This window comes from Pseudomonas fluorescens (assembly GCF_902498195.1).
Taxonomy (GTDB): domain Bacteria; phylum Pseudomonadota; class Gammaproteobacteria; order Pseudomonadales; family Pseudomonadaceae; genus Aquipseudomonas; species Aquipseudomonas fluorescens_BU.
Genome location: NZ_CABVIY010000004.1, coordinates 686,371 through 710,778 on the forward strand (window position 1 = coordinate 686,371; position 24,408 = coordinate 710,778).

At 62.3% G+C, this 24,408-nt stretch carries 19 protein-coding genes and 2 pseudogenes; 14 read left to right on the top strand and 7 right to left on the bottom strand.

Translation table 11 applies throughout. The features are described 5' to 3' along the window. Positions 1 to 17: 17 nt before the first annotated feature. A complete protein-coding gene (locus F8N66_RS18425) occupies positions 18 to 1,379 on the bottom strand; it encodes a cache domain-containing protein (protein ID WP_150771534.1) in 1,362 nt (453 codons plus the stop codon). A gap of 306 nt (positions 1,380 to 1,685) precedes the next feature. On the opposite strand from F8N66_RS18425, the gene F8N66_RS18430 reads away from it, so the two are divergent. Then, positions 1,686 to 3,743 (top strand): carbon starvation CstA family protein, encoded by a 2,058-nt coding sequence (locus F8N66_RS18430; RefSeq protein WP_150771535.1) that lies wholly within the window; start codon positions 1,686 to 1,688, stop codon positions 3,741 to 3,743. A gap of 15 nt (positions 3,744 to 3,758) precedes the next feature. Beyond that, positions 3,759 to 3,956, top strand: a complete 198-nt coding sequence (locus tag F8N66_RS18435) for a YbdD/YjiX family protein (RefSeq protein ID WP_008051268.1) — start codon at positions 3,759 to 3,761, stop codon at positions 3,954 to 3,956. A gap of 51 nt (positions 3,957 to 4,007) precedes the next feature. Here F8N66_RS18435 and F8N66_RS18440 read toward each other — a convergent pair whose 3' ends face one another. Beyond that, positions 4,008 to 4,190, bottom strand: coding sequence for a hypothetical protein (locus F8N66_RS18440; RefSeq protein WP_150771536.1), 183 nt, complete (start codon positions 4,188 to 4,190; stop codon positions 4,008 to 4,010). Positions 4,191 to 4,480: 290 nt separating this feature from the next. Between F8N66_RS18440 and F8N66_RS18445 the strand changes: the two genes are divergently transcribed. Beyond that, positions 4,481 to 5,551 (top strand): GGDEF domain-containing protein, encoded by a 1,071-nt coding sequence (locus F8N66_RS18445; RefSeq protein WP_224790499.1) that lies wholly within the window; start codon positions 4,481 to 4,483, stop codon positions 5,549 to 5,551. A gap of 120 nt (positions 5,552 to 5,671) precedes the next feature. Here F8N66_RS18445 and F8N66_RS18455 read toward each other — a convergent pair whose 3' ends face one another. Continuing rightward, positions 5,672 to 7,237 (bottom strand): aldehyde dehydrogenase (NADP(+)), encoded by a 1,566-nt coding sequence (locus F8N66_RS18455; protein WP_150771538.1) that lies wholly within the window; start codon positions 7,235 to 7,237, stop codon positions 5,672 to 5,674. Next, a complete protein-coding gene (locus tag F8N66_RS18460) occupies positions 7,234 to 7,872 on the bottom strand; it encodes an isochorismatase family cysteine hydrolase (RefSeq protein ID WP_150771539.1) in 639 nt (212 codons plus the stop codon). The genes F8N66_RS18455 and F8N66_RS18460 overlap by 4 nt, the downstream gene beginning before the upstream one ends. A 99-nt stretch (positions 7,873 to 7,971) precedes the next feature. Here F8N66_RS18460 and F8N66_RS18465 point away from each other — a divergent pair, with 99 nt between their 5' ends. The 4 genes and pseudogenes from F8N66_RS18465 to F8N66_RS32155 all read left to right on the top strand — a co-directional run. Further along, positions 7,972 to 8,499 carry a winged helix-turn-helix transcriptional regulator gene (locus tag F8N66_RS18465; protein ID WP_150771540.1) on the top strand — a complete coding sequence of 176 codons (528 nt, stop codon included), beginning with the start codon at positions 7,972 to 7,974 and terminating at the stop codon, positions 8,497 to 8,499. Positions 8,500 to 8,722: 223 nt separating this feature from the next. Continuing rightward, on the top strand, positions 8,723 to 9,061 hold the full coding sequence (locus F8N66_RS18470) for a hypothetical protein (protein WP_150771541.1): 339 nt from the start codon (positions 8,723 to 8,725) through the stop codon (positions 9,059 to 9,061). A 412-nt stretch (positions 9,062 to 9,473) separates the two neighbouring features. Continuing rightward, positions 9,474 to 10,367 (top strand): annotated as a pseudogene (locus F8N66_RS32150) (cache domain-containing protein); the annotation flags it as partial. A 324-nt stretch (positions 10,368 to 10,691) separates the two neighbouring features. Next, a pseudogene (locus F8N66_RS32155) lies at positions 10,692 to 11,228 on the top strand (methyl-accepting chemotaxis protein); the annotation flags it as partial. 187 nt (positions 11,229 to 11,415) lie between these two features. On the opposite strand, the gene F8N66_RS18480 reads toward F8N66_RS32155, so the two are convergent. Then, positions 11,416 to 12,423: a LacI family DNA-binding transcriptional regulator gene (locus F8N66_RS18480; RefSeq protein WP_150771543.1), complete on the bottom strand. Its 1,008-nt coding sequence runs from the start codon at positions 12,421 to 12,423 to the stop codon at positions 11,416 to 11,418. A gap of 175 nt (positions 12,424 to 12,598) precedes the next feature. On the opposite strand from F8N66_RS18480, the gene F8N66_RS18485 reads away from it, so the two are divergent. From F8N66_RS18485 to F8N66_RS18495, 3 genes are read left to right on the top strand one after another with little or no spacing between them, the layout of a single operon-like run. Then, on the top strand, positions 12,599 to 13,765 hold the full coding sequence (locus F8N66_RS18485) for a Gfo/Idh/MocA family protein (protein WP_150771544.1): 1,167 nt from the start codon (positions 12,599 to 12,601) through the stop codon (positions 13,763 to 13,765). Next, entirely contained in the window at positions 13,762 to 14,856 is a 1,095-nt protein-coding gene (locus tag F8N66_RS18490) for a sugar phosphate isomerase/epimerase family protein (RefSeq protein ID WP_150771545.1), read from the top strand. Before F8N66_RS18485 ends, F8N66_RS18490 begins: the two co-directional genes overlap by 4 nt. A 58-nt stretch (positions 14,857 to 14,914) precedes the next feature. Next, positions 14,915 to 16,156: a nucleoside permease gene (locus F8N66_RS18495; RefSeq protein WP_150771546.1), complete on the top strand. Its 1,242-nt coding sequence runs from the start codon at positions 14,915 to 14,917 to the stop codon at positions 16,154 to 16,156. Between the two features lie 472 nt (positions 16,157 to 16,628). Here F8N66_RS18495 and F8N66_RS18505 read toward each other — a convergent pair whose 3' ends face one another. Beyond that, positions 16,629 to 17,180: a TetR/AcrR family transcriptional regulator gene (locus F8N66_RS18505; protein WP_150771548.1), complete on the bottom strand. Its 552-nt coding sequence runs from the start codon at positions 17,178 to 17,180 to the stop codon at positions 16,629 to 16,631. 109 nt (positions 17,181 to 17,289) lie between these two features. Here F8N66_RS18505 and F8N66_RS18510 point away from each other — a divergent pair, with 109 nt between their 5' ends. The 4 genes from F8N66_RS18510 to F8N66_RS18525 all read left to right on the top strand — a co-directional run bounded on the left by F8N66_RS18510 (position 17,290) and on the right by F8N66_RS18525 (position 23,574). After that, entirely contained in the window at positions 17,290 to 17,568 is a 279-nt protein-coding gene (locus F8N66_RS18510) for a LysR family transcriptional regulator (protein WP_150771549.1), read from the top strand. A gap of 139 nt (positions 17,569 to 17,707) precedes the next feature. Continuing rightward, entirely contained in the window at positions 17,708 to 18,967 is a 1,260-nt protein-coding gene (mexE, locus tag F8N66_RS18515; RefSeq protein WP_150771550.1) for a multidrug efflux RND transporter periplasmic adaptor subunit MexE, read from the top strand. A gap of 12 nt (positions 18,968 to 18,979) precedes the next feature. Beyond that, positions 18,980 to 22,159 (top strand): efflux RND transporter permease subunit, encoded by a 3,180-nt coding sequence (locus tag F8N66_RS18520; protein ID WP_150771551.1) that lies wholly within the window; start codon positions 18,980 to 18,982, stop codon positions 22,157 to 22,159. Next, on the top strand, positions 22,156 to 23,574 hold the full coding sequence (locus F8N66_RS18525; RefSeq protein ID WP_150771552.1) for an efflux transporter outer membrane subunit: 1,419 nt from the start codon (positions 22,156 to 22,158) through the stop codon (positions 23,572 to 23,574). Before F8N66_RS18520 ends, F8N66_RS18525 begins: the two co-directional genes overlap by 4 nt. A 96-nt stretch (positions 23,575 to 23,670) precedes the next feature. Here F8N66_RS18525 and F8N66_RS18530 read toward each other — a convergent pair whose 3' ends face one another. Then, positions 23,671 to 24,231 (bottom strand): YSC84-related protein, encoded by a 561-nt coding sequence (locus F8N66_RS18530; protein WP_150771553.1) that lies wholly within the window; start codon positions 24,229 to 24,231, stop codon positions 23,671 to 23,673. Positions 24,232 to 24,408 lie beyond the last annotated feature (177 nt).

The window sequence follows — 24,408 nt, forward strand, 5'->3', positions numbered from 1 at the left end:
TCACTCTTGTTGTGGGGTCAGCGTTTGCCGCCGGGTTGTTTCATCGGCAGCAGGACGTCCAGTTCACTGCGTCCCGGCATCGAAATCAGGTCGAAGCGGCCGCCAAAATGCTCGACGCGTTCGCGGATGTTGCGCAGGCCTATGCCGGCGTGGCGGCGTTCGACCTGGGCGACGTTGAAACCGACGCCGTCATCGACCAGCGTCAGGCGCACGTTCTCTTCCGAGCCACGCAGGGTAATCGAAACGTGCCGGGCCTGGGCGTGCCGTTCGATATTGGTCAGGCCTTCCTGGACGATGCGGAACAAGGACACCGCGGCGCCATCGACCAGATGGCAGTCGAATTCGTTGTCGTTGTAGGTCACCGTCAGGCCGCTGCGTTGCTCGAATTCCGCGGCCAGCTGGCCGATGGCCGCTTGCAGGCCGAGGGTGTCGAGCAAGGAGGAACGCAGGTCGTGGGACAGGCTGCGCACCTCGCCGATGGCGTCACCCAGGCGTTCAGTGGCCTCGCGTAAAATCCCCAGGCCCTTGTCCTGGCCATTTTCCAGCACATGGCTGGCCAGTTCGAACTGAAACTTGATCGACACCAGCACCTGGCTGATGCCGTCATGCAGTTCGCGGGACACCCGCGAGCGTTCTTCCTCCTGCAGGCTGACGATGCGCTGGGTCAGGCGCTGCAGTTTCTTGTCGGCCAGGCGGTGCTCGCTGACGTTCAGCGTCATGCCGGTGGCGAACACGAACAGCACCGCCACGAGCGCGACCACGGCAATGGCCATCATGGTCTTGCGGATACCCATGGCCACTTCGGCACGGGCCTGCTGGGTGGCGCGTTCGACGTCTTCAAGGTAGATGCCGGTGCCGAGCATCCAGCCCCAGCGATCGAGCATCACCACATAGGCGAGTTTGTCGGTCACCTGGCCGGAGGAAGGCTTGTTCCAGGCATAGCGTTGAAAGCCCTCGCCCGATTGTGCGCTTTTGAGCAGCGCCTGAATCACCGGCAGGCCGTGGGGGTCTTTCATGTCCCACAGGTATTTGCCCACCAATTCCGATTGCCGCGCGTGCATCAGGCTGCGGCCTTCGTGGTCGTAGACGAAGAAGTATCCGTTGATGCCAAAGCTGAGCTTGCGCAGTTCCTCCAGCACTTTTTGCTGGGCGTGCGCGTCGCCATGGCCGTCGTCGTACAGCGGCTCGATCAGGCTTTGCGCCAATTCCACGTAGTTTTTCAGTTCGGCGCGCTTGCTCGCCAGGATGCTGTCTTCGATCAATTGCGCCTGTTGATCACCCAGTTGCCGGTTCAGGGAAATCACCAGCGCGCAGATGACGGCAATGGCCAGCACCAGCGGCAGAATCCCGAGCGCGACGATCTTGTGTTTGAGCTGCATCTGGGCTCCTGGCCGGAACGAGGGAGGCGAAGGGTCGGCATCATATGCCAAACATACGCCCTGTAGGAGCGAGCTTGCTTGCGATGGTATTCCAGGCGCCGAGTGGTATTGGTTGTACCTTTTTCGCGAGCAAACCCGCTCCCACATTGGATCTGTGGTTTCTACGTAGAACTACGTAGACGTCACGTACGTAGTAACGCGGATTTATTTGTGGACGCCATGCGCGGATATTGGGCCAGCTCCGCACAGCGGACACAATTATAAAAATTACCGCCGCAGTCACGAGCTGTCGGCAGGAGACCCTCTATGCCCCGTCTGGCTAAACACCTCGCCTGGTTTGCCGTGGCTGTCCTGGGTGCGATTGCGCTGAGTGTCGTGGCCTTGCGCCGCGGCGAAGCGATCAACGCCCTCTGGATCGTCGTCGCAGCCGTCGCCATCTACCTCGTTGCCTACCGCTACTACAGCCTGTTCATCGCCAATAAAGTGATGCAGCTCGACCCCAATCGAGCCACCCCGGCTGTGCTTAACAACGATGGTCTGGACTTCGTACCGACCAACAAACACGTACTCTTCGGCCACCACTTCGCGGCCATTGCCGGCGCGGGGCCGCTGGTCGGTCCGGTCCTGGCGGCGCAGATGGGCTACCTGCCCGGCACGCTGTGGCTGATCGCCGGCGTGGTGCTGGCCGGTGCCGTGCAGGACTTCATGGTCCTGTTCATGTCCACCCGCCGCAACGGCCGTTCGCTGGGCGATATGGTCCGTGAAGAAATGGGCCGCATCCCCGGCACCATCGCGCTGTTTGGCTGCTTCCTGATCATGATCATCATCCTCGCGGTGCTGGCGCTGATCGTGGTCAAGGCCCTGGCCGAAAGCCCGTGGGGCATGTTCACGGTCATGGCGACAATCCCGATCGCGATGTTCATGGGCATCTACATGCGCTACATCCGTCCGGGCCGTATCGGTGAAATCTCGATCATCGGCGTGTTCCTGCTGCTGGGCTCGATCTGGCTGGGCGGGCAGATTGCCGCGGACCCGGTGTGGGCCAAGGCGTTCACCTTCACCGGCGTGCAGATCACCTGGATGCTGATCGGCTACGGTTTCGTGGCTGCCGTTCTGCCGGTTTGGCTGATCCTGGCGCCCCGTGACTACCTGTCGACCTTCCTGAAAATCGGCACCATCGTTGCCCTGGCGATCGGCATTCTGGTGACCATGCCCGAGCTGAGAATGCCGGCACTGACCCAGTTCATCGATGGCACCGGTCCGGTGTGGAAGGGCGGTATGTTCCCGTTCCTGTTCATTACCATTGCCTGTGGCGCGGTATCGGGTTTCCACTCGCTGATCGCTTCCGGCACCACGCCGAAATTGCTCGCCAGCGAAGGGCATGCCCGCTACATCGGTTACGGCGGCATGCTGATGGAATCTTTCGTGGCGATCATGGCCATGGTTGCCGCGTCGGTGATCGATCCGGGCGTGTACTTCGCCATGAACAGTCCTGCGGCCATTGTGGGTTCCGATGCGGTGTCGGTTGCTCAGACGGTCAGCAGCTGGGGCTTTGCGATTACCCCGGAGGCGCTGCAAGCCGTGGCGAAGGACATCGGTGAAACCACCATCCTGGCCCGTGCCGGCGGTGCGCCGACCCTGGCGGTGGGTATCGCGCAGATCCTGCACCACGTGCTGCCAGGTGAAAACACCATGGCGTTCTGGTACCACTTCGCGATCCTGTTCGAAGCGCTGTTCATCCTGACGGCCGTCGACGCCGGTACCCGTGCCGGGCGTTTCATGCTGCAGGACTTGCTCGGCGCCTTCGTGCCAGCGCTCAAGCGCACGGAATCCTGGACCGCCAACCTGATCGCCACCGCCGGCTGCGTGGCGATGTGGGGTTACCTGCTGTACCAGGGCGTGATCGATCCGCTGGGTGGCATCAACACCCTGTGGCCGCTGTTCGGCATCTCCAACCAGATGCTGGCCGGTATCGCGCTGATGCTCGGCACGGTCGTGCTGATCAAAATGAAACGCCAGCGCTATGTCTGGGTGACCTTGCTGCCAGCCGTGTGGCTGCTGATCTGCACCACCACCGCCGGCTTCATCAAGCTGTTCGACGCCAACCCGGCGATCGGCTTCCTGGCTTTGGCCAAGAAGTACAGCGATGCCCTGGCCAACGGCCAGGTGCTGGCCCCGGCCAAAAGCATTGACCAGATGCAGCACGTGATCTTCAACGCCTATACCAATGCAACGCTGACGGCGCTGTTCCTGTTCGTGGTGTTCAGCATCCTGTTCTTTGCCCTCAAGGTCGGCATTGCCGCGTGGGGCACCAAGGAACGCACGGATAAAGAAGCGCCGTACCAGGCTCTGCCAGACGTGTGATCGAGGATTTGCCGCATGTTCAATGACCTGAGTCGCCTGGGTAAATACCTCGGTCAGGCCGCGCGCCTGATGGTGGGGATGCCCGACTACGACAACTACGTCGAGCACATGCAAAGCAAGCACCCGGACAAGCCGGTGATGGACTACGAGGCGTTCTTCCGCGAACGCCAGGAGGCCCGTTACGGCAGCAAGGCCGGGCCCAAGTGTTGTTGAAGTGAATAAAAAACCCGGCTCAATGGCCGGGTTTTTTTATCTTTGTTTGCGCTACACCACGCGGCGATCCTTGTCCGGTTCACGACGACTGGCGCTGTCGCCCACCTTTGTATCGGTCATCTGAATCTCCAGTGCCCGAACGGCGGCCTTGGCGTTATGAACAAGGCGACACAGGACCGCGACAATGGCGATCGACAGCAACGGCCAGTAGATGAACAGGTCTTTCAGGGTCATTGCTTGTCCTCGAACGGCATCGCATTCCTCACGATATTGACGACGATCACGGCCATTGAAATGAATGCCGTCATATTATCGTAGCCCCTGTTCATGACGGTGTTGCGATCAGCGCGGCGGTTGTTGTTTTACCGGCGATCATTGACCCTTCAGGGATGTCTGGCAGCCCGTACTGACGCTGTTTCGGACAAAAATCATCGTCAAGCCACGCCGGGATGGCCGTTTGCCAGGCGTATCGGTATGCTCAGCGCACTGTCCAGATGCCAATGATTAACAACCACAGTGAAGCCATGAGCCAATCAGACACGCGTGCGAATGTTCTAGCGCTGTACCCGGAAGACTCCCGCGAGGCGGCAGCGCTGCTCAAGCAAGCCGTGCCGCTGATGGTTCGCCACAACATCCCGCCCAATCCGGTGCACTACGCGCTGTGGTACACCTACAGCAAAGGCCAGGATCCCGAGCTCAATCGTCACCTGGACCGGGTGGTCCGGGACTTCGACGGTTGCCCGCCAGAATCGGCGACCCGGCTTTTTCGCCAGTACATCATTCGTGACGAGCTGGAGGATGCCCGGGCGGAGCAGCAGCAAGTCATCAGCCTGGTCGATGGCATGGAGCGCGATGTCTCGCGCAGCGTGAAGGGCAGTGCCCATTTCCAGCACCGCCTGGGGCAGTGCCTGGAGATGCTTGAGGAGCCGGTGAGCGATCGCTTGCCGGGGATCCTGAACGAACTGCAGCAGAGCACCCGTTTGATGCAGAGCCAGCAGGAGCACTTTCTTGCCCAGCTGCACTCGGCGCAAAACGAGATCAAGACCCTGCGCGACAAGCTGGAGCGGGCTCAACAGGCGGCGACGCTGGATGGCTTGACCGAACTGCTCAATCGCACGGCCTTCAGCCGTTTGCTGGAGCAGGCGTTGGGCAAGGGATCGCGCACGGTCGCGCTGGTCATGCTGGATATCGATCACTTCAAGCAATTCAACGATCAGTACGGTCACCCGCTGGGCGACCGGGTGCTGCAGCATGTCGGCCAGGTGCTGCGTGGTGCGCTGTCGCCGAGCGCTTTTGCCGGGCGTTACGGTGGCGAGGAGTTTTGCGTGGTACTTGAAGACTGCGCCGACCTGGACAGCGCCTGCGCCTTTGCCGAGCAGTTGCGGCTGAAGGTTCAGTCTCTGCGGATCAAGGCGCGGGGAACCGACACCGTGCTGGATACGATCACCGCGTCCTTCGGCGTGGCCTTCGTGCAGCCCGGTGACAATCCGGAAAGCCTGCTGACCCGTGCCGATGACGGGTTGTACCAGGCCAAGCGCAATGGACGGAACCAGGTGTTTGCCCTGCACAAAAGCCCGGCGACCACGCTCTCCTGACCCTGTGGGAGCGGGCTTGCCCGCGAAAGCGGTAGCCCATTCAACCTCTCGGTTGACGGGGCTGGCGCATTCGCGAGCAAGCCCGCTCCCACATTCGTTCATGGCCCGGAGCGGTTTCGTTTATTGACCGTCCACGCTGCGCGGTAATCCGAGCGGGTTCTGCTCTCGCAGCGCTTCAGGCAGCAACGCATCCGGGAAGCCCTGGTAAGTCACCGGGCGCAGGAAGCGCTCGATGGCGGTCATGCCCACCGAGGTGAAACGGCTGTCCGACGAGGCCGGGAACGGTCCGCCATGAATGGTCGCGAAAGACACTTCCTGGGGATGGGCAAAGGCGTTGACCACAATCCGTCCGGTGCGCCGCTCCAGCACCGGCACCAGGCGCCGGGCCAGTGCCATGTCCCCCTCCTCAAGATGCAGTGTCGCACTGAGCTGGCCGCGCAGCGAACGGGCGACGGCGAACAGGTGCGCCTCGTCCTTGACCTTCACCAACAGTGCCGCCGGACCGAACACTTCATGGGCCAGGGCGCTGTCGTCAAGGAAGCGCTCGCCGTCGACTTCGAGCAGCGCGGATCGGCCATCCAGGTCGGCATGGGCCACCGAACCGACGGCCACCAGCCGGGCACCGGCGCTTTGCAGATGATCGAGGCCGCCGAGGTAGGCCGCGTGAATGCCCGGCGTCAGCATCGGCCGCGCCGGGGCGTCGGTCACGCGCTTGACCATGGCGGCACGCAACGCTTCGAAACCGGCGCCTTCGACCGCGATCAGGATCGCCGGTTTGAGGCAGGCCTGGCCGACGTTGACCAACATGCGTTCGACGAACCCGTCACCGATCTGCGCACCCCGCGCGGCGAGGGCCTGGGGCAGGATGAATGTGGGGTTGACGCTGGTCATTTCGGTGAACACCGGGATCGGGTCCGGGCGCAATTGCGCGCGGCGATACAGCGCCATGCCGCCCTGTTCCGAGCCAGTGAACGTCACGGACTTGATCAACGGGTGGTCGACCAGCGCTTCGCCGATCGCATTGCCGCCGCCGCGCACCATCGAAAACACACCTTCCGGCAGGCCGCTGTCCTGCACGGCCTTGCGGATGGCGCGGGCCTGGATCTCCGAGGAACCAGGGTGGGCGTTATGGGCCTTGACGATGACCGTCGCGCCCGCCGCCAGTGCCGAGGCGGTGTCACCGCCGGCGACGGAGTAACTGATGGGGAAATTGCTCGCGCCGAACACGGCGACCGGGCCGATGGCGATTTTCTGCAGGCGGTGGTCCATGCGCGGCCGTGGCTGGCGATCAGGCTGCGCCGGGTCGATGGCCAGTTGCAGAAAACGCCCTCTGCGCACGACCTCGGCGAACTGGCGGAACTGGTTGGCCGCCCTGGCGGTTTCGCCCTGAAACTGGGCCTCGGGCAAACCGGTTTCCAGCGCTGTGCGCGCCGCCAGTTCCTGGCTCACGGCGTCGAGGTTATCGGCGATGCGCTCCAGGAACGCCGAGCGCTCGGCGAGGGAGGTGTGGCTGTAGTGATCGAAAGCCTCGTCGGCCAGGTTCGCCGCGAGGTCGACGTCCGCGACGCCACCGAAGGCGAAATCCGGTTCGATGAGCTGGTTGGTTGCCGGGTTGAGCGCTTTCATCGTGCCTTCGCTGGCAGGGACTTCGCGGGCGCCGATCAGCAGGTGTCCGGTCAGGTTCATTGGGCACCACCGGACTGATTGAGGGTCGCGACCAGTTCCGCGGTGTTGGCGATGGCGTGGGCGTAAGTCGGGCCGTTCAGCTCGTGGGCGGCGTGCATCATTTCCGGCTTGAACGCGGCGGTGGCGTCGCGCACCAGGGTGACGTGGTAGCCCAGTTCCTGGGCGTAGCGGGCGGTGGCTTCGATGCAGGTATTGGCCAGCAGGCCGACGATGATCACGTGGGTGATGCCTGCCTGCTTGAGGCGAAAGTCCAGGTCAGTGTTGGCAAAACCACTCGAACCCCAGTGTTCCGAAGCGATGATGTCACCGTCCTTGGGCGCGAAATCCGGGTGCCATTCGCCGCCCCATTCGCCACGGGCAAAATGGTGCATGTGCTGGATCTTGCACTGGGAAGGGCTTGGGTGATCCCAGTTTTCGTAATCGCCTTTCTCCCAGCGACGGTGCGGTACGATGACCACCTGAATGCCGAGGGCGCGCACGGCGCGGTCGAGGGTTCGCAGGTTGTCGAGCAGGCCGTTTTGCTCGGCGATCGGCTTGATCAAGGGGAAAACCCTGCCGCCTTCAGACAGGAAATCGTTGTAGGGATCGACCAGCAGGTAGGCAGTGCGAGCAAGCGGGTAGGCAGCGTTCGACATGACGAATTCTCCGGAAATGATGGCTGACCTGTGCCGGGGGCTTGCCCCGGCATGGTGTAGATATGATAATCATAGTTACTGTGAAAGAGGCAAGCCTGCATGGCAGTAAAAAAGAGTAGTCCTGAAACCCTGTGCCCGATTGCACGGGCCGAGACCGTCGTCGGAGACCGATGGACGGTGTTGGTGCTGCGCGAATTGTTCATGCGCAACCATCGCTACGACGAGATCCAGGCGCAGACCGGCGGCACCCCGCAAATGGTCGCCTCGCGTTTGAAAAGCCTGGAGGCGGACGGCATGGTCGAGCGCCGTGCGTACTGCGAACGGCCCAAGCGTTACGAGTACCACCTGACCGCCAAGGGCGAGGCGTTTTACTCGGTGGTACTGGCCCTGCGGGCCTGGGGTGAGACCTGGTGCAAATCGGCGGACGAGGGGTTGGCGGTGCGCTATACCCATCGAACCTGCGGCCACCTCGCCGGGCTGGGGCCGCTGTGTGAGCATTGTGGCGAGTTACTGCGTCGCGAAGCGCTGATCAGCGAGCCTTCAGAGGCGTATGCCCAGGAGCGACTGGAGCGGCGCGAGGCGTTCAAGGGCCAGCGTGGAGCAGAGGCCGTGCCCGTTCCCCTGTAGGAGCGAGCCTGCTCGCGAAAAGAGTCCAGGCACCACGTTCATTCAGACAGCCCGCGTTATCGTTGACGGCCATCGCGAGCAGGGCTCGCTCCTACAGATGGAGAGTGGGCGCTCAGAACTATTTGTTCGACTGATAGTGACCATCACCGATCACAAGTTCTGTTGTGTCCGGCAAACAGGGAAAATCGCGCCCAACTGAAACGCATCTCCAGGAATCGGCGCGATGAACCTCTATACCCGACTGGCTGTTGTCGCATCCTTGCTGTTGTCCGGCTGTGCCTCCACGCCAAACGACCCGACGCTGACCTTGCAGACCAAAAAAGCCCCCGCGGATTACGCGCACTGCGTACTGCCGAAATTGCAGGAAGATTCGCTGCACGCGACCGTCTCCGAAACCCAGCGCAGCTACCGGATCGTGGTTTCAAGCAAAGTCGCTGCGAACGATGTGCTTGAGGCTTACAAGGCAGCGGATGGCGGCAAGGTGTTTTTGTACGAGCGCACACTGCTGGCATCGACATTCGGCCCTTCGCAACTCGAACGTGCTGCCCAGGAATGCCTGTAAACCCCGGTTTTTCCAGCCATATTTTTATATTGAACGAACGTTCATATTCAGTTGCGCCGGGGCCTCGCGCCTCGATATAGTGGCCAAATAATATCAATTATAAATAACTTGCCAGCAGGGCGGCTGCACTCACATTTTTGCGCGGGCTTTGCTGGCTGAACGTATCGCCCATTCGAGAATGTTCATGCCTAATCGCTCACTGCATTTCAAGCTGTTCTGGACGGCGCTGATCGGCACCGTCGTCGTCATGGCACTGCTGCTGGGTTCCATCGCCTACATCGCCTATGGCTCCTCCGTCAAAGAAACCTTTGCCCTGGTCGACACCATCGTCAAGGCCAATGCCAAGGAAGTGGAAGTCGAACTCGGCACCGGTTTTACCGTGGCTGAATCCCTGGCCAGTGTCGCCACGGCGATGCAGCAACAGCAGGTCGACCGCAAGACCGCCGATGTGCTGACTCGCCAGCTGTTCGAAGCTAACCCCAAGCTGCTGGGCCTTGGTCAGTATTGGGAGCCGAACGCGTTCGACGGCAAGGACAGTGAGTTTGCCAACCAGCCCAATCATGACGCCACCGGCCGTTACCTGACGTACTGGAACCGCGCCAGTGGCACGGTGAAGTCCGAAGCGTTGAGCGGCTACACCCCGGAAAATGCCGACAACCAGTATTACTACCGGCCGCTGCACACACGGCAGCCGTGGGCGTCCGAGCCCTATGTCTACAGCATCGGCAGTGGCAAGCAGGTCATGCTGGTGTCGATCATGGTGCCGCTGTTGCAGGGGGGCAAAGCGATGGGGGTGGCGGGGGTCGATATCCCGCTGGAAAGCATCAATCGCCAGCTCTCGACCATCGATGCTTTCAAGGGCTACGGCGCGCTGGTTTCCAGCGACGGCCTGTACGCCAGCCATCCCGATGCCAAGCGCCTGAGCCAGCCGGCGGACGAGTTGCCGCCTGCCGCCAAGGACGCGATCAAGGCCGGCAAGCCCTACAGTTTCGAACGCGATGGCTGGGGTTATGTGCTGCAACCGGTGCGGATCGGCGAGGCGCCGAACAATTGGGCGCTGATGGTGGCGTACCCGCTGGCCGAAGCCATGGCCGGGATCAATCACTTCCTCTATACCGCGGTGGTCATTGGCCTGGTGGCGTTGCTGGTGCTGGCCATCGTGCTGTGGCATTTGCTGGCGTGGCAGATTCGTCCGCTGTCGGGCCTCACGGTGGGTATCCAGGCTTGGGAAGGTGAGTTGGGGCTGCGCTTCGAACAACGCAGTGGCGATGAAACCGGCAAGCTGGCCGGTGCGTTCAACCAGTTCATCCAGCGCCTGGGCGATCTCGTGGGTTCGATCCGCCACAGCAGCACGACCCTGATGCAGATCTCCAATCACCTGGGCGATACCACCCGGGCGGTCGCCGAGCGCGCGACTTCGCAGCACACCGCCACCGAGGAAATGGCCAGCGGTGTCACCGCACTGGCGCACTCGGTGACCGAGATGTCCCAGCAGGCCGAGGACGTGGAGCAGCTGGCGCGCAACACCGAGGTGTTGACCACTAACATTTCCACCGACATGAGCCAGACCCTGGCCGGCATCACCCATATCGATCAGACCATGGACGTGGTCGCCGGCGCCGTGGGCGACCTGGAAAAACGCTCGCAGCAGATTGCCGGGATCATCGCGGTGATTCGCAGCATCGCCGACCAGACCAACCTGTTGGCGCTCAACGCGGCGATCGAAGCGGCACGGGCCGGGGAGCAGGGCCGTGGTTTTGCCGTGGTGGCCGACGAAGTGCGGCAGCTGGCGGAACGCACCAGCCGTTCGACCGGTGAAATCGGCGAGATGATCGGCGCCATCGGTTCGGACGTGCGCAACACCGTGGCCAACGTCCAGCAAGTCGGCGAAGCGGTGCGCCTGGGCGTGGTGCAACTGACCACGTCGGCCCAGGGCGTGGATCAGATCCGCCAGCATGCCCAGGACATTTTGACCCGCATCAGCGAAGTGGCACGCCAGACCCAGAGCCAGGCGGCGACCGGTGAACAGCTGTCGGTGGCGATCCAGGGCGTCAGCCGCATCTCCGAACAGAACGATCATGCGATCCGCAGCCTGCTCGAACAGTCGGTGCAACTGCGCGATCAGGCCGGCTCGCTGAGCCAGCAACTGACGCAGTTCCGGGATTGAATACAGCTCTGTGACCTTCCCCTGCTCCCACGAGGATCTACCGCGAACACGGAATGTGTGAACAGCGTGGATCGAAATGTGGGAGCGGGCTTGCTCGCGAAGAGTGCTGCCGATTCAGCATCAATGTTGCCTGACCCACCGCTTTCGCGAGCAAGCCCGCTCCCACAGTTCATTGTGCCGGGCAGTCTTACAGGTCTTCGTTCACCTTCGCCGTGCTGCCCCGCAGCGTCAATTCAAACGGCAACACCACATGCCGCTGAACCAGCGGTTTTTTCTCGATCAGCGCGATCAGCATCTCGACGGCTGTCTGGCCGAAGACCTCGGCCGGTTGCGCGATGGTCGTCAGTGGCGGGTCGCAGTAGGCCGCGAACGGAATGTCATCGAAGCCCACCAGGGACATGTCCTCAGGCACACGCAAGCCGTGCTGCTTGATGCGTTTCAACGCACCAATGGCCATTTCATCGTTTTCGCAAAACAGCGCGGTGGGGCGTTCGGGCAGAGCCAGCATCGCGGCGGCGCCGTCGTGGCCGGCTTGCAGGCTGAAGTCGCCGTGGCAGATCAGCGCCGGGTCGCAATCGATGCCGGCCTCAAGCAATGCATCCTGATAACCGGCCACGCGGTCCCGGGTCAGCGGGCTGCTTTTCGGGCCCTTGATCAGGCCGATCCGCCGGTGGCCAAGTTCCAGCAAATGCTCGGTCATGGCCTTGGCCGCGGCGCGGTTGTCGAGGCTGATCGTGGGGTGACGTCCGCCCTGAATCACCTCGCAGGCATTGACGATGGGCGCGTATTCGGCGTTGGGGAAGGGCGCGGTAAACGGGTCGAAGGCACGCAACTGAATCACGCCGTCGGCCTGATGGTTGTACACCAGCTCGGCGAATTCGCGCTCGATGTCCTCGCGGCCCTGGGTGTCGCACAGCAGCAATCGATAGTTGGCCGCCTGGGCCGCTTGCTGGGCACCGCTGATGACCCGGGCGAAAAAGGTGTTGGCGATGGTCGGCACCAGGATCACCAGGTTGCCGGTGCGGCGTGAACGAAACTGCACCGCCATCAGGTTCGGCCGGTAACCGGCCTGTTCCACGGCGGCGTTGACCTTGTCCCGGGTCTCGGGGAGCACGCGCTCGGGCGATTTCAGTGTCCTCGACACCGTGGCCACCGAGACGCCGGCCAGCCGGGCTACTTCACGGATATTGGACAAGACCACCTCGTTATCGGATCGCGCGGCCGGTGAGCTTACCGCAGGTCGACGGTGCACCGGAATCTCCGTGGATTTTAATCGCGGGTTTGACACGTCGCCCGACTGAGCCTAGATTTCCGTCACGATGTAACCGGTTACATCATCGCCGGCTACCCGCCAACAGAGAACCTTTGTGATGAACGCAGCAGTGCCGAAAATTAGAATGGGCTTCGTCGGAGGCGGTGAGGGCGCGTTTATCGCCCAGGCCCACCGTCAGGCCGCCGGGCTCAATGGCCGATTTGAACTGGTGTGCGGCGCGTTCAGTCGCGATGCCCTGAACAATCGGCAGACCGGCGCAGCGCTCGGCCTGCCAGCCTCCCGCTGCTACAACGACTGGCGGCACATGATCGAAGCCGAGCGCGCATTGCCCGCTTCGCAACGCCTGGAGTTGCTGGTGATCGTCACCCCCAATCACCTGCATGCACCGGTGGCGAGCCAGGCACTGAGCGCGGGGTTCCATGTGTTCAGTGAAAAGCCGGCGGCGTTGAATCTGGCCGAATTGCTCGCGCTCAAGGACGTGGTCGAACGCAGCCACCGTCTGTACGGCCTGGCTCACACCTATCTCGGCTACCCCATGGTCTGGCAGGCGCGGGACATGGTGCGCAATGGGGTCATCGGCGCGGTGCGCAAGGTGATCGTCGAGTACCCCCAGGGCTGGCTCAGCCAGGACGTGGCCGGGCAGGGCAACAAGCAGGCGGCCTGGCGCGACTTGCCCGAGCAGTCCGGGCTGGGCGGCTGCATCGGCGACATCGGCACCCATGCCTTTTCCCTGGCCGAGTTTGTCGCCGATCAGCCGATCAGGCAGCTGTGCGCGATGTTGAACGTGCACATCGACGGTCGGCAACTGGACGATGACGCTTCGATGCTATTCAAAATGGCCGGCGGTGCCAGCGGTGTGCTGATCGCCAGCCAGGTCTGTGCGGGCGAAGAAAACCCGCTGAACATTCGCGTCTATGGCGACAAGGGCGGGCTGGAGTGGCGCCAGGAGGATCCCGCCAGCCTGATCCATCGCGCCCTTGATCAACCCTTGCGCCTCTTGCGTTCCGGCGTTGGCCAGCCGTGGCTGTGCGAAGCCGCGAGCCAGCGCATGCGCCTGCCCGCCGGGCATCCCGAAGGCTACCTGGAGGCCATGGCCAACCTGTACGGCGATTTCGCCAACGCCATCCGTGGCGAGGTCGCGGGGCACGATGCGCCCGGCGTGCCCGGCATCGACATTGGCCTGCGCGGCATGGCGTTCATCGAGACCGCCATCGCCAACCATCGTGGCGACGCCAAGTGGACCGAACTGGTCTGTACCCCATGACGCTGGAGAACACAGTGACCACTCAAACATCATCCGGCCTTCGTGGCCCGGGGATTTTCCTCGCGCAATTCATGTCCGCCGAAGCGCCGTTCGATACCCTGCCCAACATCGCCCGGTGGGCGGCTTCCCAAGGCTACAAGGCCATTCAGTTGCCCACCCTGGGCACCTCATTCATCGATCTGGCGCGGGCTGCCGAAAGCCAGGACTACTGCGATGAACTGAAAGGCATCTGCGCCGAAGCGGGCGTCGAGATCAGTGAGTTGTCGACCCATCTGCAAGGCCAATTGGTGGCGGTGCACCCGGCGTTCAACACCCTGTTCGATGACTTCGCCCCAGCTCATTTACGCGGCCAGCCCGAGGCGCGGACCGCGTGGGCCATCGATCAACTGAAACTGGCCGCGCGCGCCAGCCAGCGCCTGGGCCTGAAAGCCCACGCGACCTTTTCCGGCGCCTTGCTCTGGCCTTATATCTACCCTTGGCCGCAGCGGCCGAGCGGGCTGGTCGAGCAGGGTTTTGCCGAACTGGCCAAGCGCTGGTTGCCGATTCTCGATTGTTTCGAAGCGGCCGGCGTCGACCTCTGCTACGAAATCCACCCCGGCGAAGACCTGCACGACGGGGCCTCGTTCGAACGCTTTCTGGACGCGGTCAATCACCATCCCCGCGCCGCCATCCTCTATGACCCGAGCCATCTGCTGCTGCAGCAAATGGACTACCTGGGCTTCATCGACCGCTACCACGCGCGCATCCGCATGTTCCACGTCAAGGACGCCGAGTTCCGCCCCGATGCCCGCTCGGGTGTGTACGGCGGGTATCAAGGCTGGGTCGAGCGCCCGGGTCGTTTCCGCTCCCTGGGCGATGGCCAGGTCGACTTCAAATCGATCTTCAGCAAACTGACCCAATACGACTTTGCCGGATGGGCCGTGCTGGAGTGGGAATGCTGCCTGAAAGATTCGGCTCAAGGCGCGGCTGAAGGCGCGGCATTCATCGAACGGCACATGATCGACAAGACCCGAAAAGCCTTCGATGACTTCGCCAGTGTGTCGGCCGATGCCGCCTTTAACCGACGCCTGCTGGGGCTGCCCGACGCCTGAGCCCGACCCTGTTTGTCCTTCAATCGCAGAAAAAAACAACAATAAGACGGTGACTTTCATGACGACGATGACCGCGCGGCTCAGCGCAATGATGTTCCTGCAGTTCTTTATCTGGGGTGGCTGGTTCGTCACCCTCGGCACCTTTCTCGCCAGCACCTTGGGCGCCAGTGGCGGCCAGATCGGCATGGCGTTCTCGACCCAGTCCTGGGGGGCGATCATCGCGCCGTTTGTGATCGGTCTGATCGCCGACCGGTTCTTCAATGCCGAGCGCATCCTCGCGGTGTTGCACCTGGTCGGCGCGGTACTGCTGTATCAGCTGTATCGGGCGCCGGACTTCAGCACGTTTTACCCCTTCGTGCTGGCCTACATGATGGTCTACATGCCGACGCTGGCCCTGGTCAATTCCGTGGCGTTCCGGCAGATGAGCGACCCGGCCCTGGAGTTTTCCCGGATCCGCGTGTGGGGCACGCTTGGCTGGATCGTCGCCGGCCTGGTGATCAGCTTTGTGTTTGCCTGGGACTCACAGGCCGCGATTGCGACGGGCGGGTTGCGCAACACCTTCCTGATGTCGGCCATCGCCTCCTTGCTGCTGGGCCTCTACAGCTTCACTTTGCCGCGCACCGCGCCACTCAAAGGCGAGTCCGGCGGCGGCCTCAAGCAAATGCTCGGGCTGGACGCCCTGGGTTTGCTCAAGGATCGCAGCTACCTGGTGTTCTTCATCGCCTCGATCCTGATCTGCATTCCCCTGGCGTTTTATTACCAGAATGCCAACCCGTTCCTGGCGGAAATCGGCGTGACCAACCCCACGGCGAAAATGGCCATCGGGCAAGTCTCCGAAGTGTTGTTCATGCTGCTCCTGCCACTGTTCATTCACCGCTTCGGGATCAAGATTGCGCTGCTGGTGGGCATGCTGGCGTGGGCGTTGCGCTACCTGCTATTCGCCTATGGCAACAATGGCAACAATGGCGACCTGGCCTTCATGCTGTTCACCGGCATCGCGTTGCATGGCATCTGCTATGACTTCTTCTTCGTCTCCGGGCAGATCTACACCGATGCCAAGGCGTCGGAGCGCTTCCGCAGTTCTGCCCAGGGTCTGATTACGTTGGCGACTTACGGGCTGGGCATGTTGATCGGCTTTTGGGTGGCGGGGCAGGTGACAGACCACTTCGCCTCGACGGCCGGTGGCCATGACTGGAAAAACATCTGGCTGTTCCCGGCGGGGTTTGCCCTGGTGATTTTTTTCTGTTTCGGTTTGGCGTTCAAGGGGCGCCAGGCGGCGGTGGTGCAAACGACGGTCTGAGTTCACAGGGGCGTCGGACGTTTCCGTTGCTTCGGTAATGGCGGCTGACGGGTTCGCCCTTGCGGTGCGTTACTTGGAAAAACGGCACACCGCCTGGCCCCGAGTAACCAAGGGTTTTTGCCCCTGTCGTTGGGCCCGCGTGGTTTAACGGGGCGCTCAAATCTGAAGCCAGAGCGAGGCGGCCTTCAACCCGACCTGGCTCTTGTTGATGTACTGAGTTCAAAGGTGGGAGCGGGCTTGCTCGCGAAGGCGGTATGTCAGTCAATGCATATGTGCACTGACACACCGCCTTCGCGAGCAAGCCCGCTCCCACAGTGGAATTGCAGGAATACGGGCTGAACGACAGGGGTAAGAGCCCTTGGTTACTCGGGGCCGGGCGGTGTGCCGTTTTTCCAGGTAACCCGCCGTAAGGGCGAAACCATAAGTCCCCATCACCCATATCATGGATATGTACCCAACCCAGTGCGCTCCTTCAGGACGCCCATGCCTCAATCACCGACGCCAAAAACTGCTCCGCCAACTCAGGCTTGTCCACCGCCCTGGCAATGAGCATGGCCCCGGCCATCGAGGCAATGACCTGCTGCGCCTGCTGACGTTTTTGCGCCTCGGTTTCGCCTTCGAGCAGAGGCATCAGGATTTCAATAAAGTGCTCGATCCCCCGGGTGAAAGACTGGCTGACGCTGCCGCCGTTGCGCGCGACATCGGCGGCCAGCGCGGGAATCGCGCAGCCCTCGGTCCAGTTCTCCAGGTGCTTTTGGGTCAGGTAACCCTTCACCAGTTCAGGAATCGATCGGGCGTTCTGCCAATTGCGGATGTTGCCCTCGAAGGTCCGGGTCACGGCCTCCGCCGCCAGCTGCTCCTTGCCGCCCGGGAACTGCCCGTAAAACCCGCCGTGGGTCAGCCCGACCGAGCGTGAAAGCTCGCCGATGCCAATGCCGTCGATGCCTTTTTCGCGGTACAGCCGGGACGCTGCCGTGAGCAGCGCCTCCTTGTTCGCTGCCGCTTTATCTTTCGTGACTTTCATCAGCTGCTCCTGTGGCCAGGTGCGCTTGCCTTGTGCAAGTCGTCGCCGAGAGGCTTGTAATGATTATGGTCGTAATATATCGTCGACGCAAATACCAGGTGGACATGTCATGAAACGTAATGATCTGCGCAGTATCGACCTGAATCTGCTGGTGGTGTTCGAAGCCCTGATCCAGGAGCGCAACGTCACCCGCGCCGCGTCCCGGCTGTCGATGGGCCAACCGGCGGTCAGCGGCGCACTGCGGCGGTTGCGCGCCTTGTTCAACGATCCTCTGTTCAAGCGCACCGGACGGGAAATGAAACCCACGCCGCGCGCCATTTCGGTCGCACAGACCCTCGGGCCCGCGCTCGATTCGGTGTGCAATGCGATCGCGAACGCCCAGGATTGAAGGGCCAATCCCTTTTTTTGCCCTTATACATGATGATCATCATTAATAGTAATAGCCAAGTTCACCCCGTTTGATTCGTCGAGGCCTCGCGTGAGGCCGAGACTCCGCAAATCCCTAAACCGTCTGGCGGACACACCCCATGGAACAGTCACTCAAAGCTTTTCGTTACCCGATTGCCGCATTGGCGCTCGCGATGCTCACCGCTTGCGATCGCGCGCCTGTCGCGGCTAATGCGCCGGGGGCGCCTCATGTCACGGTGGCACAGGTTATCGAGCAGCCCATCACCGAGTGGGATGAGGTCACCGCCCGGCTGCAAGCGCCGGAAACCGTCGAGGTTCGCCCCCGTGTCTCGGGGCAGATCGAGCGGGTGGCCTTTACCGATGGTGCACTGGTGAAAAAGGGTGATTTGTTGTTCCAGATCGATCCGCGACCCTTCGAACACGAAGTGCATCGCTTCGAAGCCCAGCTGCAACAAGCCCGGGCGACGCTGGTGCGCACCGCCAACGAAGCGCAGCGTGGCCAGCGCCTGCTGGGAAGCAACGCGATTTCCGCCGAACTGGCCGATACCCGCACCACCACCGCGCAAGAAGCCAAGGCCGGCGTCGATGCCATCCAGGCGCAACTCGACCTGGCGCGCCTGAACCTGAGCTTCACCCGCGTCACCGCACCGATCACCGGCCGCGTCAGCCGCGCCGAAATCACCGCCGGCAACATCGTCACCGCCGACACCACGGCGCTGACCAGCGTGGTTTCCACCGACAGGGTCTATGCCTATTTCGACGCCGACGAGCGCCTGTTCCTCAAATACAGCCAGCTGTCGCGCCAGGGTCAGCGCGGCCAGGCAACGCCGGTGTACATGGGCCTGTCGAACGAGGAGGGCAACACTCACCTGGGGCAGATGAACTTCGTCGACAACCAGGTCAATCCCAAGACCGGCACCATTCGTGGCCGCGCAGTGTTCGACAACGCCGATGGCCAATACACCCCCGGCTTGTATGCCCGCTTGAAACTGGTGGGCAGCGCGGCTTATTCGGGCCTGCTGATCAAGGACGAAGCCGTGGGCACGGACCTGGGCAAGAAATTCGTACTGGTCATCGATCAGGACAACAAGGCCGTGTACCGCAGCGTCGAGCTGGGGCCGAAGCTCGAAGGCCTGCGCATTGTGCGCAGTGGCCTGCAGAAAGAGGACCGCATCGTCATCAACGGTCTGCAACGGGTCCGTCCCGGCGCCGTGGTCGCCCCGCAGGATGCGCCCATGGCCGACCCGGAAACCGTCGCGACCCTGACCCGCCAACGGCAGGCCATCGAAGCCGGCAATCAACCGGCCCTTTCGGCCCCGGCCTCCGTCAAATCACCCGCGCTGGTGAAGACGGATGCCGCGCTCTCACCTCGCGGATAAGGGAACACCGACATGAAATTCTCTCAGTTCTTTATCACGCGACCGATCTTCGCCGCCGTGCTGTCGCTGCTGATCCTGATCGCCGGCGCCATCTCGCTATTCCAGTTGCCGATCAGTGAATACCCCGAAGTGGTGCCGCCGACCGTGGTGGTCCACGCCAGCTACCCGGGGGCCAACCCCAAGGTGATCGGCGAAACCGTGGCTGCACCGCTGGAGCAGGCGATCACCGGCGTCGAGAACATGCTGTACATGTCCTCGCAGTCCACCGCCGATGGCCGCTTGACCCTCACCGTGACCTTCGCCCTGGGCACCGATCTGGATAACGCCCAGGTCCAGGTGCAAAACCGTGTGACCCGCACCGAGCCCAAGTTGCCGGAAGAAGTGACGCGCATCGGCATTACCGTCGACAAGGCCTCGCCCGAGTTGACCTTGCTGGTGCACCTGGTCTCGCCGGACAAGCGCTACGACATGCTCTACCTGTCCAACTACGCGATCCTCAACGTCAAGGATGAGCTGTCGCGCCTGGAAGGCATCGGCGATGTGAAGATGTTTGGCATCGGCGATTACTCGCTGCGCATCTGGCTCGACCCGGACAAAACCGCCTCGCGCAATCTCACGGCCACCGACGTGGTCAACGCGGTGCGCGAACAGAACCGCCAGGTCGCGGCCGGGCAACTGGGTTCGCCGCCGGCACCCAATGCCACCAGCTTCCAGATGTCGATCAACTCCCAGGGGCGCCTGGTCACCGAGGGAGAGTTCGAGAACGTGATCATCCGCAGTGGCCCGGACGGCGAAATCACTCGCCTGAAAGACATCGCCCGCATCGAGCTGGGCTCCAACCAATACGCCTTGCGCGCCCTGCTCAACAACCAGGAAGCGGTGGCCATGCCGATCTTCCAGCGCCCGGGCTCCAACGCCATCGACGTTTCCGATCAGGTGCGGGCGAAGATGGCGGAGCTGAAGAAGAGCTTCCCGCAAGGCATGGACTACGAGATCGTCTACGACCCGACCATCTTCGTGCGCAGCTCGATTGAAGCGGTGGTGCACACGCTGTTCGAAGCACTGATCCTGGTGGTGCTGGTGGTGATCCTGTTCCTGCAAACCTGGCGCGCCTCGATCATTCCACTGGTGGCGGTGCCGGTGTCGCTGATCGGCACCTTTGCGGTGATGCACCTGCTCGGTTTCTCGCTCAACGCGCTGTCGCTGTTCGGCCTGGTACTGGCGATCGGTATCGTGGTCGACGACGCAATCGTGGTGGTGGAAAACGTCGAGCGCAACATCGAGTCCGGGCTGGAACCGGCCGAGGCGACCAGCAAAGCCATGGGCGAAGTGACCGGGCCCATCATCGCCACGGCGCTGGTGCTGTGCGCGGTGTTCGTACCGGCGGCCTTCATCTCAGGCCTTACCGGGCAGTTCTATAAACAGTTCGCCTTGACCATCGCCATTTCCACGGTGATCTCGGCGTTCAACTCGCTGACCTTGTCGCCAGCGTTGGCCGCTGTGCTGCTCAAGGCCCACGGCGCACCGAAAGACCGCTTCTCCAAAGTGCTGGATCGGTTGCTGGGCGGCTGGCTGTTCAAGCCGTTCAACCGCTTTTTCGAAAGGGCCAGCCACGGCTACATGGTGGCGGTGGCCAAGGTCATTCGCGGCAGCAGCGTGGCCTTGCTGATCTACGCCGGCCTGATCGCCATGACGTACATGGGTTTCAGCACCACCCCGACCGGTTTCGTGCCGACCCAGGACAAGAAGTACCTGGTGACCTTCGCGCAACTGCCGGATGCCGCGAGCCTGGATCGCACCGAATCGGTGATCCGGCGCATGAGCACCATCGCCATGAACGAGCCGGGTTTCGACAGTGCCGTGGCATTCCCCGGCCTGTCGATCAATGGCTTTACCAACAGCCCGAATGCCGGCATCGCCTTTATCGGCTTGAGCAAGTTCGAGGAGCGCCAAGACCCGAGCCTGTCGGCCAAGGCGATTTCCGCCTCGCTCAACGGCAAGTTCGGTGGCATTCAGGACGCCTACATCGCCGTGTTCCCGCCACCGCCGGTTCAAGGCCTGGGCACCATCGGCGGCTTCCGCCTGCAGATCGAAGACCGTGGCAACCTCGGCTACGACGAGCTGTACAAGGAAACCATGAACATCATCGGCAAGAGCCGCAGCGTGCCGGAACTGGCCAACCTGTTCACCAGCTACACCGTGAACGTGCCGCAGGTCGAGGCCGCTATCGACCGGGAAAAGGCCAAGACCCACGGCGTGAAGATCAACGACATCTTCGACACCTTGCAGGTGTACCTCGGCTCGCTGTACGCCAACGACTTCAACCGGTTTGGCCGTACCTATCAGGTCAACGTGCAGGCCGAGCAACAGTTCCGCCAGGAACCGGAGCAGATCGGCCAGTTGAAGGTGCGCAACGATCGCGGCGAGATGATCCCGCTGGCGACGTTCGTCAAGGTCAGCCCGACCTCGGGCCCGGACCGGGTCTCGCACTACAACGGCTTCCTCACCGCCGAAATCAATGGCAGCGCCGCCCCCGGCTACAGTTCCGGCCAGGCCCAGGCGGCGATTGAAAAACTGCTGAAAGAGGAACTGCCCAACGGCATGACCTACGAATGGACCGACCTGACCTACCAACAGATCCTGTCCGGCAACACGGCGCTGCTGGTGTTCCCGCTGTGCGTGCTGCTGGCGTTCCTGGTGCTGGCGGCGTTGTACGAGAGCTGGAGCCTGCCGCTGGCGGTGATCCTGATCGTGCCGATGACCCTGCTGTCGGCGATTGCCGGGGTGATCATTTCCAAGGGTGACAACAACATCTTCACCCAGATCGGCCTGATCGTGCTGGTGGGCCTGGCGTGCAAGAACGCGATCCTGATCGTCGAGTTCGCCAAGGACAAACAGGACCAGGGCCTGTCGCCGCTGGACGCCGTGCTGGAGGCTTGCCGCATGCGTCTGCGGCCGATCCTGATGACGTCTTTCGCGTTCATCATGGGCGTCGTGCCGCTGGTGACCTCCACCGGCGCCGGTTCGGAAATGCGTCGCGCCATGGGCGTGGCGGTGTTCTCCGGGATGCTCGGCGTGACCTTCTTCGGCCTGTTATTGACCCCGGTGTTCTTCGTCCTGATCCGCCGCTATATCGAACGCAAGAAAGTACGCAGACAAGCCCACGCGCTGAACCTGGAGGTGCACCCATGAATGCCCTGAAGCTTTTTTTACCCAGCCTCCTGGTGACCGCGCTGGCCGCCTGCGCGGTGGGGCCGGACTACAAGACGCCGGACACCGCGCCAGCCACTATCGTGTATGCGAAAGCCGCCAACTACGATCAGTCGCGCTTTGAAACGGTATGGTGGCAACAGTTCGACGATCCGACCCTGAACCAGTTGGTCAGCAAGTCCCTGGAAGGCAACCGCGACCTGCGCGTGGCCTTCGCCCGCTGGAAAGCGGCCCGGGCGATTCGCGACGACATCAGCAACGACAACCTGCCGGTGGTTACCAGTCGCGTCAGCAGCGTGCAAGGCAAGTCGCAAGTGCCGGGGCAGACCGAGAGCCGGGTCAATACCGAGCGCTACGACCTGGGCCTGGACATGGCCTGGGAAATCGACCTGTTCGGGCGCATCCAGCGCGCGCTTGAGTCGAGCGATGCCCGGGAAGACGCGGCAGCGGCGGATCTTTATCAACTGCGCGTCACCATGATTGCCGAACTGGTGGATGCCTACGGGCAACTGCGCGGTGCGCAACTGCGGGAAAAAATCGCCCTGGCCAACCTCAAGAACCAGAACGACTCGCGCAGCGTGACCGTCAGCCTGCGCGATGCCGGTGTCGGCAACGAACTCGACGTGGTGCGCGCCGACGCACGCCTGGCCGCCGTCGAGGCCAGCGTGCCGCAACTGCAAGCGGAACAGGTGCGGCAGAAAAACCGCATCGCGACCTTGCTCGGTGAACGCCCCGACCAGTTAAGCGTGTCCCTGGGCCCGAAAGATTTGCCGGCCATCGCCAAGGCGCTGCCCATTGGCGACCCCGCCGAATTGCTGCGCCGTCGCCCGGATGTGCTGGCGGCCGAACGTCGACTCGCCGCCGCGACAGCCGATGTGGGCGTCGCCACTGCCGACCTGTTCCCACGGGTCAGCCTGAGCGGCTTTCTCGGCTTCACCGCTGGACGCGGTTCGCAAATCGGTTCCGCCGCCGCCAAGGCCTGGAGCCTTGGCCCGAGCATCACCTGGGCAGCGTTCGACCTGGGCAGCGTCCGAGCGCGCATCCGTGGCGCCGACGCCGATGCCGAAGGCGCCCTGGCCACCTATGAACAGCAAGTGCTGTTGGCGCTGGAAGAGTCCGAGAACGCCTTCAGCGACTACGGCAAACGCCAGCAGCGGTTGCTGTCGCTGATCAAGCAAAGCGAGTCGAGCAGGGCGGCGGCTGACCTGGCGGCGACCCAGTACAAGGAAGGCGCCGTGGACTACCTCGTCCTGCTCGATGCCCAGCGCGAACGGCTGAATGCCGAGGATGCCCAGGCACTGGGCGAAACCGATCAGTACCGTGCCATCGTCGCCATCTATAAAGCGTTGGGAGGAGGGTGGGATGCCGGTGGCAACAAGGTTGCAGCCAGGAACTGATGATCAGCTCCTACAGGAATCACGTGAACCCTGTAGGAGCTGCCGAAGGCTGCGATCTTTTGCCGCGAGATCGATCCGCAGCCCAACCACCGGTTGTCAGCGCTTGATCAAGGAAATCTTCGTGCCTTCGATGCTGATGCCCGCCATCAACCCTTGCTGGTCGAAGATGAACGCGTAGGCGTCGTCTTTGAGCGTGGAACTGGACAGGTTCTTCGCCACCCCTTCATCGACCACCACCACCGTGGGCCCTACACCGATTTCCCAACCCTTGGTTTCAGCCACGTATTTCACCGCTTTGTCGGTCATCAGAAACACGACATAACCATACGACTGGGCGCCTGCCTGCAGGCCCCACGACCCGCTGACGGAGTTGTAGTAATCCTCGACTTTCGCGCCCTTCATCAAAACACCTTCGCCATAGCTGCCGCCGAACACCAGGCCGGCCTTGATGATTTTCGGGAAGACCAGTACCGCTTTGGCCTTGTGCGAGATGGTCTCGGAAAAGGGGTTGGTCTTGTAGAGCGTTTGCAGCGCTTGCCGAGAGTCGGCATTGAGGTCTTCGGCGGTGGCCGCGCCGGCAGTGTTCAGCAGGCTGGCCGAGGCCAGTGCGGCTGCTGCGAGGAAGATCGAAAGGAAGAACCGCGTGGATTGAGTCATTTGCGTACTCCGAAAAGGGAGCAGTGGATGAGTGCAGTGGTTCCCTGGACAGCAGTGGAATTCACTGAAGGTTATCCGGCGCGCCCAAAAGTGTATGAAGTGCAGGCTTCGCGCTGAAGTGCAGCACGATGCCATTCAGTGTTGTGACCACAGGGTAGGGGTGGGGTTCGTTGTCAG